Origin of the sequence: Chryseobacterium formosense (assembly GCF_900116415.1) — a bacterium.
In the GTDB taxonomy this organism is placed as follows: Bacteria; Bacteroidota; Bacteroidia; order Flavobacteriales; family Weeksellaceae; genus Chryseobacterium; species Chryseobacterium formosense.
Genome location: NZ_FPAP01000006.1, coordinates 26,817 through 42,708 on the forward strand (window position 1 = coordinate 26,817; position 15,892 = coordinate 42,708).

General features: G+C 35.5%; 16 protein-coding genes. 3 read left to right on the plus strand and 13 right to left on the minus strand.

Annotated features, from left to right (window positions below):
• The first annotated feature begins 52 nt into the window (after window positions 1-52).
• Window positions 53-499, plus strand: coding sequence for a GatB/YqeY domain-containing protein (locus BM371_RS18335; protein WP_034677543.1), 447 nt, complete (start codon window positions 53-55; stop codon window positions 497-499).
• Window positions 500-664: 165 nt separating this feature from the next.
• Here the strand turns inward: BM371_RS18335 and BM371_RS18340 are convergent, their stop codons facing one another.
• A complete protein-coding gene (locus BM371_RS18340; protein WP_034677544.1) occupies window positions 665-1,912 on the minus strand; it encodes a T9SS type A sorting domain-containing protein in 1,248 nt (415 codons plus the stop codon).
• Window positions 1,913-2,320: 408 nt separating this feature from the next.
• On the opposite strand from BM371_RS18340, the gene BM371_RS18345 reads away from it, so the two are divergent.
• Together BM371_RS18345 and BM371_RS18350 are read left to right on the plus strand one after the other, a co-directional pair.
• A complete protein-coding gene (locus BM371_RS18345) occupies window positions 2,321-2,731 on the plus strand; it encodes a BrxA/BrxB family bacilliredoxin (RefSeq protein ID WP_034677545.1) in 411 nt (136 codons plus the stop codon).
• Window positions 2,732-2,833: 102 nt separating this feature from the next.
• Window positions 2,834-4,351 carry a GH3 auxin-responsive promoter family protein gene (locus BM371_RS18350; RefSeq protein WP_034677546.1) on the plus strand — a complete coding sequence of 506 codons (1,518 nt, stop codon included), beginning with the start codon at window positions 2,834-2,836 and terminating at the stop codon, window positions 4,349-4,351.
• A gap of 29 nt (window positions 4,352-4,380) precedes the next feature.
• Here the strand turns inward: BM371_RS18350 and BM371_RS18355 are convergent, their stop codons facing one another.
• From BM371_RS18355 to BM371_RS18410, 12 genes are all read right to left on the minus strand, one after another.
• Entirely contained in the window at window positions 4,381-4,758 is a 378-nt protein-coding gene (locus BM371_RS18355; protein ID WP_034677548.1) for a hypothetical protein, read from the minus strand.
• 27 nt (window positions 4,759-4,785) lie between these two features.
• Window positions 4,786-5,121: a hypothetical protein gene (locus tag BM371_RS18360; RefSeq protein WP_034677549.1), complete on the minus strand. Its 336-nt coding sequence runs from the start codon at window positions 5,119-5,121 to the stop codon at window positions 4,786-4,788.
• Window positions 5,122-5,125: 4 nt separating this feature from the next.
• Window positions 5,126-6,079, minus strand: coding sequence for an endonuclease/exonuclease/phosphatase family protein (locus BM371_RS18365; RefSeq protein WP_228376772.1), 954 nt, complete (start codon window positions 6,077-6,079; stop codon window positions 5,126-5,128).
• A 104-nt stretch (window positions 6,080-6,183) separates the two neighbouring features.
• Complete coding sequence (locus tag BM371_RS18370) at window positions 6,184-7,122, minus strand: endonuclease/exonuclease/phosphatase family protein (RefSeq protein ID WP_228376773.1); 939 nt, start codon at window positions 7,120-7,122, stop codon at window positions 6,184-6,186.
• Between the two features lie 57 nt (window positions 7,123-7,179).
• Window positions 7,180-7,911: a rhomboid family intramembrane serine protease gene (locus tag BM371_RS18375; RefSeq protein ID WP_034677554.1), complete on the minus strand. Its 732-nt coding sequence runs from the start codon at window positions 7,909-7,911 to the stop codon at window positions 7,180-7,182.
• A gap of 4 nt (window positions 7,912-7,915) precedes the next feature.
• Entirely contained in the window at window positions 7,916-9,694 is a 1,779-nt protein-coding gene (gene mutL / locus BM371_RS18380; RefSeq protein ID WP_034677555.1) for a DNA mismatch repair endonuclease MutL, read from the minus strand.
• Window positions 9,695-9,882: 188 nt separating this feature from the next.
• Complete coding sequence (locus tag BM371_RS18385; RefSeq protein WP_034677556.1) at window positions 9,883-10,737, minus strand: YoaK family protein; 855 nt, start codon at window positions 10,735-10,737, stop codon at window positions 9,883-9,885.
• Between the two features lie 36 nt (window positions 10,738-10,773).
• Entirely contained in the window at window positions 10,774-11,271 is a 498-nt protein-coding gene (locus tag BM371_RS18390; protein WP_034677557.1) for a hypothetical protein, read from the minus strand.
• 144 nt (window positions 11,272-11,415) lie between these two features.
• A complete protein-coding gene (locus BM371_RS18395; protein ID WP_034677558.1) occupies window positions 11,416-12,825 on the minus strand; it encodes a sensor histidine kinase in 1,410 nt (469 codons plus the stop codon).
• 3 nt (window positions 12,826-12,828) lie between these two features.
• Window positions 12,829-13,536: a response regulator transcription factor gene (locus BM371_RS18400; protein ID WP_034677559.1), complete on the minus strand. Its 708-nt coding sequence runs from the start codon at window positions 13,534-13,536 to the stop codon at window positions 12,829-12,831.
• A 112-nt stretch (window positions 13,537-13,648) separates the two neighbouring features.
• On the minus strand, window positions 13,649-14,536 hold the full coding sequence (locus BM371_RS18405) for a hypothetical protein (protein ID WP_034677560.1): 888 nt from the start codon (window positions 14,534-14,536) through the stop codon (window positions 13,649-13,651).
• Between the two features lie 9 nt (window positions 14,537-14,545).
• A complete protein-coding gene (locus BM371_RS18410) occupies window positions 14,546-15,889 on the minus strand; it encodes a hypothetical protein (protein ID WP_034677561.1) in 1,344 nt (447 codons plus the stop codon).
• Window positions 15,890-15,892 lie beyond the last annotated feature (3 nt).

Below are 15,892 nucleotides of genomic sequence, written 5' to 3' on the forward strand. Positions count from 1 at the left end.
CAAAGCCGAATCAAAAGCTAATAGCCAACTGCTAATAGCCAAAAGCAAAATTATGAGCTTAGAATTAACCATAAACGAAGCAATAAAAACAGCAATGAGAGCCAAAGACAAAGTGGCTTTAGATTCTCTTCGTGCTGTAAAATCTCAGATACAATTACTGAAAACAGAATCATTGGGAGCTGAAGTTTCTCCTGAGCAGGAAATTGCTATTCTTCAGAGAATGGTAAAACAGCGTAAAGATTCTTACGATCAGTTTGCTGCACAGGGAAGAAATGACTTGGCGGAGGTAGAAGAAGCTCAGATGAAAATAATCGAGCAGTTCTTACCAAAACAGCTATCTGCAGAAGAGCTTGAAGCGGAAATGAAACAAATTATCGCTGAAACCGGCGCTGAATCTATGAAAGATTTAGGAAAGGTAATGGGAGTGGCATCAAAAAACTTGGCCGGAAAATCTGACGGAAAAAGTATTTCCGAGATGGCAAAGAAGCTGCTTTCATAGAGTTTCGGGTTTCGGGTTTAAAGTTTCGAGTTAAATCTCACAAACATTATCTCGTACCGCGCATCTCGCAACACACTACGGATATTCAACCTTTGCATATCGATTTGATTAAAGAAGCCCGAAACTTTATGTTTCGGGCTTCATTTGTAATATGAATGTTAATGGTTATCTTCTAATGAAATGATGAGTAAAAGTTCCCGACTTATTCTCAATGGTTAAAATATATTTACCGGTATTATACTTACTTACATTGATTTTTTGAGATGTGCTTTCATCTGAATTGATGACATTGATTAATTTCCCGGAAATGTCAAAAATGCTGATCTTGCCTATTTTCTCTTTTGATTCGATCATTAAGACATCAGAAACAGGATTCGGATATATTTTGACACTTTCTTTAAACGTAAGATCCGATGTGCTCAAATTTGTTGTTACTGTAATAGCTGTTGCAGCACTTTGGCAACCGTTGATCGTTTGGGTAACATAATATGTAGTTCCATTTGTTACAGCAGTAGTAGAGGGGAGCTGTGTAGTCATTGCAGCGGAAGAATACCATGTTAGATTTTGTCCTGTTACGGTAAGATCCGCTAATGTTGCTCCGGCAGAAACAGTCTGTGCAGCAACTGCAGTAGGAGGAGTTGTTGCAGCACCTATAGTAACTACAGTTTCTACTTTTCCGCTTGCACAAGTTCCTAAGATTGGTAATACTTTCCAGTTGTAAAAGAAATAATAGACTCCACTGTTTGTATTGGCGCTATTTATTGTACCTCCGGTAATGGTACCCAAAGTTCCCAAACTATAAGGGAACGGGTTAGTCCCGGAATCTCTTCTCATTGAAGGTGAAGATCTTGCAACCAATTTGTATGAGTTTCCTCCTGTAACAGAAAAACCTACGGGAACAGTAAATTGTAATGGAGTACTTGTTGTGCCTCCTGCAGGTATGGTTACACTTTTTTGAGCAATTTTCACATAATTGGCATCCAAAAGTTCTAAGGCTAAAGTTCCTCCTGCAGAAGCAAACACATCTACCGATTCAATTATAAAACTACTATTTACGGTAAAAGCCAAACCCCATGGTGCAGTTCCGGCAACCACAGCAGTAGAGCTTGTAGCAGGAGTGGTTTTGCCTCCCGTTACTGGTGCGCCAAGTTCATAATTATAGGCTTCTGCCCAGTATGAAGTTGTACCGGTAATCGTAGGAGTGGTATAGGTGTTTCCTAACCATACAGGTGTAGTTGAAGTGGCTGAGTTATACCATTTTACTTCTGTTGCGGTTGTATTTGCGGTAATAGTTGCAGAAGTTTGACCGCAGGTTGAAACCGGTGGAACTGTAAGCTGAGGCGTTGTGCAATTCTGAGATAAACCTATTCCGCAAACAAAGGCAGATAAGATAAGGGTGTAGAGTTTTTTCATTATAAAAGGTTTTAAGATTATTTTCTTTTTTAATAATAAAGCCCGAATAATCTTCGGGCTTCATTTATTTGTAAACCTTTATCAGCATGCCTTTAAAATTCTAAAAACTCGTGAAAAAAATAAACAGCGATAAAAGTGAGGGAATTACATTGCCACTAGATCGTTTTCTAATGATGAAAAATCAAACTAATAAAGTTTTTTCATGGTAAACGTTTTTAGAATCATTTCAAAATTAATAAAAAAAAATTAATATCGGTGAATTAAATTTAAATATTTGATAAAAAATTTACAATATTCTTATATTGTCATTTTGATTCATTTGGTTTACCAAATCGTTTGATAGTTTTTATAAATTGTAAATTCACTGAGAAATATCGTAAATTTGTAAACACTTAAAAAAAATAAGAAATGTATCCAACAGATTTAGTAATGCCTATGAAGGCTGAACTTACAGATAAAGGTTTCGAAGATTTGGCAACTCCTGCTCAGGTAGAAGATGCTTTGAAGCAATCGGGAACTACACTTTTAGTAATCAATTCTGTATGTGGTTGTGCAGCAGGAGCGGCAAGACCGGGGGTTGTTTATTCTTTAACAGGAGATAAAAAACCGGATCACTTAACAACGGTTTTTGCTGGTTATGATAAAGAAGCTGTTGAAACAGCAAGACAACATTTGGCTCCATTTCCTCCGAGCTCACCTTGTGTAGCTCTTTTCAAAGATGGAGAATTGGTTCACATGCTTGAAAGACACCACATTGAAGGAAATCCTGCAGGTGCAATTGCAGCAAATTTACAGGCTGCTTACGACGAATACTGCTAATTAAAGTATTAAAAAATTGATATTAAAACCATTACAAATTTTGTGATGGTTTTTTGTTTTAAATCATTCGCTGAAAATTCAAATATTATTATATTTGTCTTAATGGCAACTAAGGCACTTTTCAATACCGTGGTCAATTGGTTTATCAAACAGAGGATAGACCAGATTCAGAATTTTATGTCCCATCCTGTAGAAACTCAAAATGGGATTCTCTTTTCGCAGTTATTTCATGCTGAAGATACAGAATATGGTAAGAAGTATGGGTTTAATTCGATCTCGAGTTATCAGGATTTTAAAAATAAAGTTCCGATTGTAACGTATGAAGACTTTGAACCTTATGTTGAAAGAGCAAGACAGGGGCACAAAGATGTAAGCTGGCCCGGTTATATTAAGCATTTTGCCAAATCTTCCGGAACGACCAATGCCAAAAGCAAGTTCATACCTATTTCGGCAGAAAGTCTGGAATACTGCCACATGAAGGCAGGTAAAGATATGGTGTCTATTTATGCAAATAATCACCCCGAAAATCAGCTTTTTACCAATAAAAATTTACGTCTCGGAGGCAGTTCCGAGCTTTATGCGGACTTCAACACAAAATTTGGAGATCTCTCGGCTATTTTAATTGATAACCTTCCTTTTTGGGTTGAAATTACCACTACCCCGAGTAAAAAAGTTTCTTTGATGGGAGAATGGGAAAGTAAGCTGAAAGCCATCGTTTCTGAGGTGAAAAATGAAGATGTCGGAAGTATTTTAGGAGTTCCGAGCTGGATGATGGTTCTTTTGCAAAGGGTTTTAAAAGAGACCGATGTAAAAAGTGTTTCAGAGCTTTGGCCAAACTTGGAAGTGTTCTTCCACGGTGGAATCAGCTTTAAACCTTACAGAGAACAATACAAGCCTATTATAGGAAAAGACATCAATTATTACGAAATTTATAACGCTTCGGAAGGCTTTTTCGGGATTCAGGATCGTTCTAATAGTGATGAAATGCTTCTGATGCTTGATTACGGAATTTTTTATGAATTTATTCCAATGGATCAGTTTCATCATTCAAATCCCAAAGTTGTAAGTTTAGAAAACGTTGAAGTTGGAAAGAACTATGCAATGGTCATTACGACCAACGGTGGTCTTTGGCGATATTTGATCGGTGATACAGTTGTTTTCACTTCAATTGACCCTTTCAGAATTAAAATTACGGGTCGTACGAAACACTATATCAATGCTTTTGGCGAAGAACTGATGATTACAAATGTAGAATCGGCATTGGCAAAAGCTTGTCAGGAAACCAATTCTTCAGTGAAAGATTTTACGGGCGCACCAATTTTCATGAAAGAAAACGAGAGTGGTGCACACGAATGGATTTTTGAGTTCAGTGAGGAGCCGGAGAATTTAGAGTATTTTACCGATATCTTTGATCGTCACTTGAAAACCATTAATTCTGACTACGAAGCCAAGAGATACAATAATATAACCCTGAAAAAACCGGTCGTGCATATTGCAAAGCCTAATCTTTTCTATTGCTGGCTCGAATCTAAAGGTAAATTGGGCGGACAAAACAAAGTCCCTCGACTGAGCAACGACAGAGAATACATTGATCCTTTGCTTGAACTTAATAAAGCATAAAAAAACCGCAATTAATTGCGGTTTTTTTATTATTTCTTTAAATCTTCTTTCAGCTTTTTTGCTGCATCTTCTACTTTTTGAGCTCCGGTTGCTGCGGTATTTTTAACATCTTTACTCACATCCTGCGCTCCTTCCTTGATGTCTTTACCGACCTCATGAATATCTGCTTTAGCTTTTTCAGCAGTTGATTCAATCTTGTCTCCGGCATTATCTACTTTGGTTTTAATATCGTTTTTGGCCTGGTCTACCTTGGCTGTATCCATTCCTAAACCTGTAGTTGTTTCTGTAGTAGTGGTTGTCGTTACCGAACCGTCAGGATTTTCTACCTGTTCTGTTTTTGTAGTGGATTTTGTACATGCTACGAAAATTGCAGATACTGCGATCGCAGCTAAGATTTGTTTTTTCATTTTGTATATTTTTTTAAGTTGAAATTGTTACTCTCTGGTTTCAGCTGCCTGATTTTGTGCTTCTTTTTCTTTTTTCTCAGCGTCAGCTTTCTTTTTGTTTTCTTTTTCTAATTCTTCTTTAATCCGTTTTTCTTCTTCCTGCAATTTTAAGGCCTCTTTCAAAGAATCCTGATATTTTTGGGAAGACATTCTTATCTGCCTCGCAATATCTACTGAAGTTGCTCCCGGTGAAAAAGAATCTATTGCCGTGGTATCATAATGTGCCTTCAGTTCCTGAATATTATTTTCAGGAGCAGCTTCTCTTTTTGAGCACGAAATAATTACAACGGATAAAACAATACCGACAAAAAACAGATTTTTCATGCGACTAATTTAAAAGAAATTCAGCAATTACAGGATAGTGATCAGATAATTTTACCGAGTAATCTACTTTATAGCTTTTAGGAATGATATTTTTTGAACTGAATATATAATCTATTCTCAATGGAAATTTGAAGTCGTGAAAACTTGTAGAGCTCCCATTTCCTGCTTTTACAAAAGCATCATCTAAGTTTTTGCCTAAATTATAATACTCCCATGAATTCGGAACCGAATTGAAATCACCCGCAAGAATAACCGGATATGGCGAATTGTCGACCACTTTTCTGATTTTTCTTACCTGCTCTTCATGAGTTCTGAATGTAGGAATAAGTTTAGAAAAGATTGTTTTAATTTTATTATTCTCTTTTTTATCGGAATTTTCATCTTCCATTCCGAGCATATTTTTATTAAGCCTGAAAGGTTCAAGATAAACATTGATTACCCTTACAATTCTACCATTAATATCTATATCGGCATAGAAAGAATTTCCCTTTGACCTGTCGTTGATTAAATCACACTGTCTTACGATTTTATGCTTTGTTTTTAAAATGACTGACGGATATTTTACCAGATCAGATCGTAATGCCTGATTGGTGTCTTTTTCCTGAACAAGAATGATGTCGGCATTCTGCTGCCTGATGTAATTTTTTACATTATCCCAGCCTGAACTTCCGTATTTTACATTATACGTTAAAACTTTTATATCCGTTTTGGATTGATTAATACTTTCATCTTGCGGTGAAAAATTGATCCATCTTCTGATCGGATTGTAAAAAATGAAGGTGGAGAGAACAAAAACAAAGGCTATTTTTTTCTTCTTAATTACCCAGATGAGTGTAAATAAAAGATGAAGCAAAATCAGATACGGGAAACCGAGAGAAAGCAGATTGAGTTTGCTGAAATAGGTCGGTGCGATCCATGCATTGGCGAACGTGCCGATTAAAAGTAATAAAATACCCAAATGTAAGAACAGAAAAATATGCAACCGCTTCATAAGAACTCAAATATGCATTTTGGCAACAAAAATTCTGCCAATCACTGTTTTAAATGCATAGAAATAAGCTTTTAATCGATTTTAAAAGTTGCGATCACCGGAAAATGATCCGAAAGTTTTTCGGAACGATCAACAGTGTAGCTTACTGGTTTGATAGATTCTGAAGTAAAAATATAATCGATTCGCAAAGGATATTTATAATCATGAAAAGTTGTTCCGCTGCCTTTTCCAACCTCATGGAAAGCATCTTTTAAACCTTTTGAAGTTTCATAATATTCGTAAGAATTGGGAACTGCATTAAAATCACCCGCAACAATTACCGGATAAGGAGAATTGTCAATGTTTTCTCGGATAATTCTGACTTGTTCCTGATGTGCTTTAAAAGTGGGAATTAATCTTTTAACTAAATCTTTTACCTTTTTCTCGTCTTCATCACCATTTCCGTTAAGCTTTACCATGCTTTTTACAAATCCGAAAGATTCTAAATGTACATTGAAAACACGGTAGATTTTTCCTTTGATTTCCAAATCTATTTGTTCACATTGTGCAGTTATATCGGTATCTTGAAGATTTTCAAAAAGGTTTTTGCGATTGATAACTTTATATTTGGAGTAAAAAGCAATTACAGGAAGCGAATATTCCCCTTTAAGATTATTCAGGTTAAAATCAGGTCCGGATTCTTGGAGAAAAACAATATCTGCATTTTGACGGTTAATGTATTTTTCAATTTTGTCAAGTCCCAGCTTGCCTCCTTTTATATTAAAGGTAACAATTTTTAGATTTGCAGTTTCTTTGCTTTCTGAAGAATAATTGATCCATCTTTTTACGGGATTTAGAAAAAATAATCCCAAAAACATAAAAATAAATGCTCTTTTTTTCCAGCTGAAAATCCAGAAAAATGTAAGCAAAACATATCCGATCGCCAAAAGCGGAAAGCCTAAAGACAATAAATTAAACCAAGGAAAAATTTTTGGTGGAATATAGGCGTTCAGCAAAACTCCTGTTAGCATAAACAGCAGTGCTAAATGCAATATAAAAACGATGATCCGGAAAATTTTCACGATAAATTAATTAAATCTATATAAATGTTTTTTCCAGATTTTGGCTAAAATAAACCCGACAATTGCTCCACCGACGTGAGCTAAATGTGCGATTCCGCCAACATTTCCTGTAACACCCAATCCTATAGAAACGATAATAACTACAGGCAATACATATTTTACTTTTACAGGAACAGGAATAAACATAATTCCGATTTTTGCTTCGGGATAAAGTGTTGCAAAAGCTGCAATAACACCAAATATAGCACCAGATGCACCAACCATTGGCACGGCAATTATATTTTTTAAACTTTCAACTAACCCTTGTTGAGCAAGTACAGCTTCTGAATTCCCTTTGAATTGAACTGAATCTCCTGCTAAATAACCATTAACATCAAATCCAAAGCCTTCCAAACTCGACTTTATCTGCTCAACTTCAATAAAGTTCCATACATTAAATAAGAAGAAAGCACCAAGTCCGCTCAAAAAGTAAAGAATTAAATATTTTTTATCACCCAAGCTCTGCTCTAGTATCGGGCCAAAGCTGAATAAAGTTAACATATTAAATAAAATATGCATAATGCTTCCATGCATAAACATATGAGTAATGATCTGCCACGAATGGAAAAATGGTGAAAACGGATAGAATCCTGCTAAATAGGCATCAACCTGATTATTATTAAGAATATTTACAACAATAAATACAATAACATTTATAATAATCAGATTTCGGGTAAGCGGCGGTATATTATTAAACATCTACTTAAAATTTATTTTTAAAATCATTAAACGGAACTTCATAAAAACATCTTTTTCCGTTAGGTAAAAATTCGGGGAAACCTAATGCAGTGAAGTCTTTAATCAATTGTTCTGCATCAGCTTTATAAATGAAATCAAAACGGGATTTCGACTGCATTTTGTTCCATTGGTTTTGATAGAAATGTAAAAACTCTTCTTCGGTTTTATATTCTAAAATTTCAAAAAGATTTTCCAGAAATTTCATAACCTGAGATTCTTTTAAGCCTTCCGGAACGGCATCAATTCTCAAAACATTTTCGTGAGCCACAGTCATTTCAAATCCTAATTCAGGAAGATATTTCTTGATAGACTTGTATTTCGATTTCTCAATCTCATTCATGTGATATTCCAGGGAAAATAACAGAGACTGGCTGTTTGTGCTTTTCTTCTGTTTATTGTTATTCTCCGAAACCAACAGGCGATGCATTCTGCCCAAATCGAGCATAAGCGTTGCATCACCTTTGTTGAACAACCAGTACCCGTTGGGAAGACGCATTAAATCTTCATCAAAATCTTCATCTTCAAAAAGATTGATTTTAGATGGTTCTGCAGAGATATTCTGATGATACATTTCTGCTAAATTCTGAATCTCTGCTTTAGAAGTAGTCTGCCTTTCTTCCAGAAAAGGATTGTAATCACGGTCTACAATAATTTCGGGCATTTTTATGCTTGCCGTATTGCTTTTGCTTGGGAAACTTTTCTGCATGATTTCGTCAAGCTGAGGATCTCTCTCAAAATCCAGACTTGGTGCGACATTATAAATTCCCAAAGAACGTTTAATGGTTGAACGAAGCAAAGCGAAAATAAGATGTTCATCTTCAAATTTCACTTCCGTTTTTTGCGGATGGATATTCACATCGATTTTTTCAGGATCTAATTCAAGAAAAAGAAAAAATGTCGGAATATATCCGGGTAAAAGCAATCCTTCAAATGCTTCTTGAACAGCTTTGTTAAAATACGGACTTTTAAAAAATCTTCCGTTGACGAAAAGAAACTGTTCGCCTCGCGTTTTTTTCGCACCTTCCGGCTTTGCAACAAAACCGTGAAGTTTACACCAAAGAATATCTTCTTTAATAGGAATCAACTGCGGATGAAGTTTTCTGCCGAAAATATCTACAATTCTCTGCATCTGAGTTCCTTTTCTCAGTTTGAAAACAGGATCGTCATCATGGAAAAGAGAAAATTCAAGATTTTCATGTGCCAAAGCAACACGCTGAAACTCATCGATCACATGACGGAATTCTATATTGTTGTTCTTCAGAAACTTTCTTCTTGCCGGAACGTTGTAGAAAAGATTTTTCACTAAAAAATTTGATCCTTCAGAAGTTTGTACCGGTTCCTGAAACTGGAAAACTCCGCCTTCTATATAAATATTGGTTCCTAAAGCGGCGTCTTTAAGTTTTGTCTTTAATTCAACCTGAGAAACAGCGGCGATAGAAGCCAAAGCTTCACCCCGGAAGCCTTTTGTGGCAATTTTAAATATATCTTCAGTTCCTCTGATTTTTGAAGTGGCATGTCTTTCAAAAGCCATTCTTGCATCGGTTTCAGACATTCCTTTTCCGTCATCAGCGACCTGAATCAGGTTTTTTCCTGCATCCCGTATAATCAGCTCTATCTTCGTAGCTCCCGCATCGATGGAGTTCTCCAAAAGTTCTTTTACAATGGATGCAGGTCGCTGCACCACTTCACCTGCTGCGATTTGGTTGGCTACATGATCGGGTAAAAGCTGAATAATATCTGACATAAATGAGTAATGAACTTACAAAAATAGGCAAAGCAAATAAGATTTAAAACAGTAAAACAATGATTTAAAATTAAGTTATCCCTAACTTTTGCACAATCCCATTAATAAAAAGCCCCTAATTGTATAACAACCAGGAGCCCCAAACTAAGTATATACAAATTTGTGCTGTCCAAAATTCATGAATGATGTTACATCATTTTTTCTTCTAAAACGAGTTTAGATTTTTCCGGTTTCTTTTGTTTGCCCGCCACTTCTGCGCTTCCATGGATTTTATCATAGATTACAGACAAAACATTAGGTTTCTGATAGATCTTGGTGTACCTGTAGTTGGTATAAAAATGTCTCAGGTGAATCTTGTAAAAATCATATCCGATCACCACTACCAAGCAAACGCTGATTACATAAAATACACTGAATTCCAGATAATAATAAGTTAATCCTGAAAATACAGCTCCCAAAACATATGCAAACATAATACTCAACAGAAGTTTACCTCTTGCCATCAATTCAGGGTTTTTTCTGTATTTTTTGTGCGTGAACATCGATGCCAGAATTCCTAAGTCGGTTGTTGTTCCGGTAAGATGAGTAGTTTTCACTAAGAAGTTAGAAATACTTGCCGTTAAACCATTCTGCAAACCTGTTGCAAATAACATTAATCCTACAAGAACTTCAGCTTCTTCCAAGGTTTTCTGATAGTAATGATGTCCGTAAAAGCCAACGGCCAACAAACATAAAATTTCTAAAACCAATGGCATGGCGTGTGCAAAATACTTGCTCTTCCGGTTGAAATTGATCACGAAAAAGTTGGCAGTAAAACTTCCGAAGAAGAAAAGGAAGATCCATGCGCCTACAACAGCAACCTGTCCCCAGTTTCCTTTACTGATTTCTGCTGCAAAAACAGCGTAATGTCCCGTTACGTTTGATGTAAAAGAGAGAAATATTAATAGAGATGCTATATTTATAGTTCCTGCGGTAAAAGCAGTCAGCGTCCCCAGTCTTATGTTGTCTCCCAACGTTCTGCTGTTACTATAATTTCTTAACATTTTTTTGAATTTTAAAAAGTTTATCTTGAATTTTAATTAAACTTCCACGAATACTTCAGCAAGTCTGCCTTTTTCGGGCATAAACTCCGGTGTTCCCAATACCACTTCGTACGATTCAAGATCTTTGCTTTTTTTGATGAATGGTGCAAGATCGAATCTGCCTTTGGAATTTTTATCTTTAAGAGAGGTAGAATAATAAGCTTCTGTGATGTCTTCGGCTTTTACATAATTATTGAAAGCTCTCTGGAAACTTCCCGAGAAAATGTCGCAAACGATTTTGTCTACCAAATGCGGATATTTGTTAATGATAATTCCGTACGCGTCACAGAATTCTTTGGTTCTGATCTTGTTGAATATGGTAGATTTCGTCGTAAAAAGAAGATCTCTGATAGAATCTCCCATGTCATAGCCCGATACAAGTAAGATTCTGTACTGCGTGTCATTTTCTTCTGCGTTTTTCTCTTTTAAAACTCTTTTTAAAATGTTCAGAGACTCAAGAGAATAATCTGTTGCTATTAAAATGGTTTTGATCATATCTTTAGATTTAGTTGTGTAACATATTTTGATGATACAAAACTATATCGGTAAGATTAGAGGATCTTTGGAACGGAATTAAAATGTAATTAAAGAGATTAAAATGAGATTAGAATTTCATTTTAAAAATGCTTCGTTTTGAAGCTAAGATTGGATTTCTTCTCTCTGAGTACCGTAAATAGTAGGAAAACGCATCTGAACAGTCGTGCCCTGATTTTCATGAGAACTCACCAGAAGTTCGCCGTTGTGCATTCTCACAATATTTCTTGCCAGAGGAAGACCTATGCCATAACCTTCATAATTTCGGGTATTGGAAGCACGGAAAAACGGATCGTAGATTTTGTTCATTTCAGATTCCGGAATACCGATTCCGTTGTCTTTTATGATGATGTAAAGATCAGTATCTGTTGCTCCGATCGAAACTTTTACCTGTTGATGATTAGAATATTTGCAGCCGTTGTTGATGATATTCGCAACCGCCAAGTGAAGAAGCTGCTCATTTCCCTGAACTTTCAGTTTTTTCGGATTATCGGGAAGCATACTGATGTCGAGATAGATATTGTTTCTTGAATCGATTCTTCTTAGAGTTTCAATCACATCCCATAAAAGCTGGTCGACTCTTACTTTATCAATTTTCGTGATTTTTCCGTCAAAACCTGTTTGTGCAATGAGAAGAAGTGCTTTTATTTTTTTATCGAGCTTTTCGGCTTCATCAAGAATAATCTCGAGTGTTTCTTTATATTCTTCTGCAGTTCGGTTGATCGAAAGGGCAACATCGGCTTCTCCCATAATCGATGTAAGCGGAGTGCGGAGCTCATGAGAAACATTTCCGATCAAATGATTCTGGGTTTCGAAAGAGGTTTCGATTCTTGTCAACATGGTGTTGAAGGTTTCCACCAGTTCGTTCAGTTCTTTATTATCCGGTTGAGGTTCAAGTCTTAAATGGAGGTTTTCAGAACTGATTTCCTTTACTTTTCCTGTAATTTTCAGAATCGGTTTAAACAAAGTTTTAGACAAATAAAAAGAGAAAATCATACTGAAGAAGATCGAGAGGATCATACAGGTAATCAGAGTTCTTTTTAAAAATCCGAGATAATGAACAACGTAATGGTTTTTTGCCGAAGCAATCGCAATGTAATCTTTGTTTTGATATTTAAAAGATTGCCCGATATAATAAAACTCAGAATCGTTGTAGTTGGCTTCACCGGTTCTGATAATATTTTTAAAAAAAGAATCGGGGATATGAACTTCGTGCGAAATTTTTTTGAAATTTGAATCTTCCGGAACCGCAAAAACATAATCTCTTTCCATCGGAAGCTCCTCATCATTTCTGCTGTTGAGGATGTAATTTTCTGGAAGATCGAGGTGCTCTTTACCTTTTTCGATCTGTACAATCGTTGTTGTACGGATTTTCAGCAATTCATAAAAACGCTGATGCGAAAAATTTACAATAGAAAAATAGACCGATGCCCCAAAAATCAGGATAACGGTTGTGAAAACAACCATCAGAAGCACCATCGTTTTGGTCTGATTGGTAATAACTCTATTGAACATTTTCTAAGGTTTTTTTAAAACATAGCCCATTCCTATTACAGTATGAATGAGTTTGTTATCTTCCTGATTATCTATTTTTTTTCTTAAATAATTTACGTAAACATCCACCACATTGGTTCCCAGCTCGTAATTCACGCCCCAGACTGCATCCAGAATTTCTGCTCGGGAAATTACTTTTTCGGGATTGTTAAGGAAATACATCAGAAGTTTGTATTCGGTGGAGGTCAACGAAACTTCTTCTCCTGCACGAATTACCTTTTTGGTATAATCGTTCACCATTAAATCTGAAAATTTAAACACATACTCATTATCTTCTTCATTTTCATTGGTTTCGGGAGCTGTGATCGGATTGCTTCTTCTTAAAAGAGATTTTATTCTTGCAACCAGTTCGATAAATTTGAAAGGTTTTACGAGATAATCGTCGCCGCCATTTTCAAGACCTAGAACAATATTTTCTGAAGTTCCCAAGGCTGTTAAAAATAAAATGGGAACACTTTTGTTGGTTTTGCGAATTTCTTTGCAGACATCAAGTCCGTTCATTTCAGGCAGCATAATATCCAGGATAACGAGATCGAAATCATTTTCCTGTACCAGATTTACCCCGGTACGTCCGTCGAAAGCAACAGAAATTTCATATCCTTTTTCCTGCAGTCCTTTTTTAATAAAAGAAACAACGCTGGTTTCATCCTCAATCAGAACAATTTTTTTCATAAAACGTAGTGAACTTCACAAAAATAGGAAAAAGATCGGAAACACAAGATGTGTATCCCAAAAGCAAAAAGACGAATACAAGATTCGCCCTTTCGTTATATGTGGAGTGTTTTTAGTTTTTATTTGAAAGAACTTTCAGAATAATGGGTTCAATGTTTGAAGGAAGATCTGCAGATTTGATCTGGTAATTTTTGATTTTCATTTCTTTAAACCAGTTTTCCCAGTATTCTTTGATGACATCAGCTTCAAAGGGATTTCCTTTGACAGGATTTATGCCTAAGACAATAACTTCAAGGTTCTCCAAATCATCATTTGCTTTTACGAAGCCTAAATTTTTATCCTGAATTTTAGCTTTAAAATCTGATGAGCTCAATTTTAGTGACTTTACGAGTTCAGGAGTGAGGTAAGATGTTTTTTGACCTTCTGAAAATTTAGAATCCTTATGATAAATATATCCGTCGGTTAAAATAAAAAGTACATTTCTATGATCATCTTTTATACAATAGTCTTTCACTTTATTTTTAAAAAACTCCCAAATATCAGAACCGACATACTTTTTATCTTTTATAGCAGACTGATAAATCTGTAAAGGTAAATCTGAGTATTTTTTTTCGACTAGACTGATGTTTTCTTTTGTCGTATTCTTGTCAAACGAAACTTTTAGTTCTTTGGTAAGTTCGTTCATTTTGGGATCTGATGGTTCGGGGTTAAAGAAAACCTGCATCTGATCGTTCAGCTGAATAACCTTTTTACTTTTAATATGATCTAAAAACCCTTTTTCAATGGCTTTGATATATTCTGTATCTCTTTGAAAATATTCCATGGTGGGATTCGGATTTTTCTCAGGATCAATTCGGTCTGAAAGATCGATCAGAATACTTATGTTCAGGTTTTTTGCTGAATTATTAGTAGGGACAGAATTTTCTGCTTTGGGTTTTTCCGGGTTTCCACACTGTATAAATAATGCGGAAATTAGCAATAGATAAAATATTTTTTTCATAATAAGATTTTATAAAACTGACATATAAACAGAGTTCTGACTATCGGAATTGGCTCCCACTTTATTCAGATTGTAATTGTATTGTTTCTTGCACTCTTCGATCATATCCTGCTTTACAGAATGTGAAACGGCGAGTTTTTCACTGATGAACGTAATCCAACCCTGCATATATTCTGAAGCGTAAAGTTTGTAATCTTTAGTCGGAATAATCACTCCGTCAATAATATTCTGAAGTTCTTCGATTCTTCCTTTTGCTTTGGCAATAAGTTCTTTTATGCTTCCGATAGCGTTTCTTACTTCTTCTTTTTGCTTTTCGAAATCCAGAATTCTTTCCTGATGAACAAGAATGTCTTTCTGTCTTCTCACCTGTTCGTTTTTAATTTTATCTTTTTCTTTATGTTCTTTCATCACAAAATCAAATACAAGCCCCCAAATAATATAGACAATAAATCCGGCGAAAATAATTCCCCAAAACTGATTTTTTGTAAATGCAACAGAAAGGTCGAAAGGAGGTGAGTTGAAAGTTTTGTTTAATTCATAAAGTTTAGATTCTATTTCGTACGCTAAAATGGCGTCAAAAACAAAAGTGATAATGAAAAGTAAAGCAACTTTAGCATAATTGACAAAATTCTTGTTCTCTCCAAACATATGAATCAAATATCCCAAACCTAAAAACACAAAAGGAATTAATGTAACGAAAGCTCCTTCTAATGGTCCTTCGCTCCATGCTTTATTGAACGCCTGTGCATCTAAAACACTTTGGATAATATTTCCGTTCGCATCAAAACTTTTGAAGAAAGCCGAATAGGAAGTAGAAATATAGAAGGTAAAAAGGTATAAGCTGATCGGCAGGAGAAGAAACAATCCGATCCAGAATTTCGTTGAAGCTCCTTTTGTTGCCTTTACATTATAGGCTTCTGGATTTCTTGGCAGATCATTAATTTCAAATTTCAGATTTTCGATTTTGTCCTGCACAGATTTTATGTCTTCACCGATAATGGTAAGCTGGTCTTCTTTGTTGTCTAAAGAAACAGTTAAACCTTTGATTTCTGTTTCCTTATTCTTCTGTTCGTTTAAATAAGGTTCTTTCAGTTTATTTTGCTTATCAACAAGCTCTTTTTCTTCGTTCTGGAATTTAGAATAAATGGCATCGAGGCAAATAGAAAGCGCAGTATGGTTTCCGCTGTTTCTTGAGCTGTCCCGATAGCCGGATTCGTGATAGGTACGCTTTCTGTTTTCTTCATTCGATTCTCCGCTCAAAACTTCATTTTTTGGAAGCTGAGGTTGAATTTCTTCATTGGGAACGGTTTTTAATCTGAATAAATTTTTAATATTGGAAGTTACGGCATTCATATG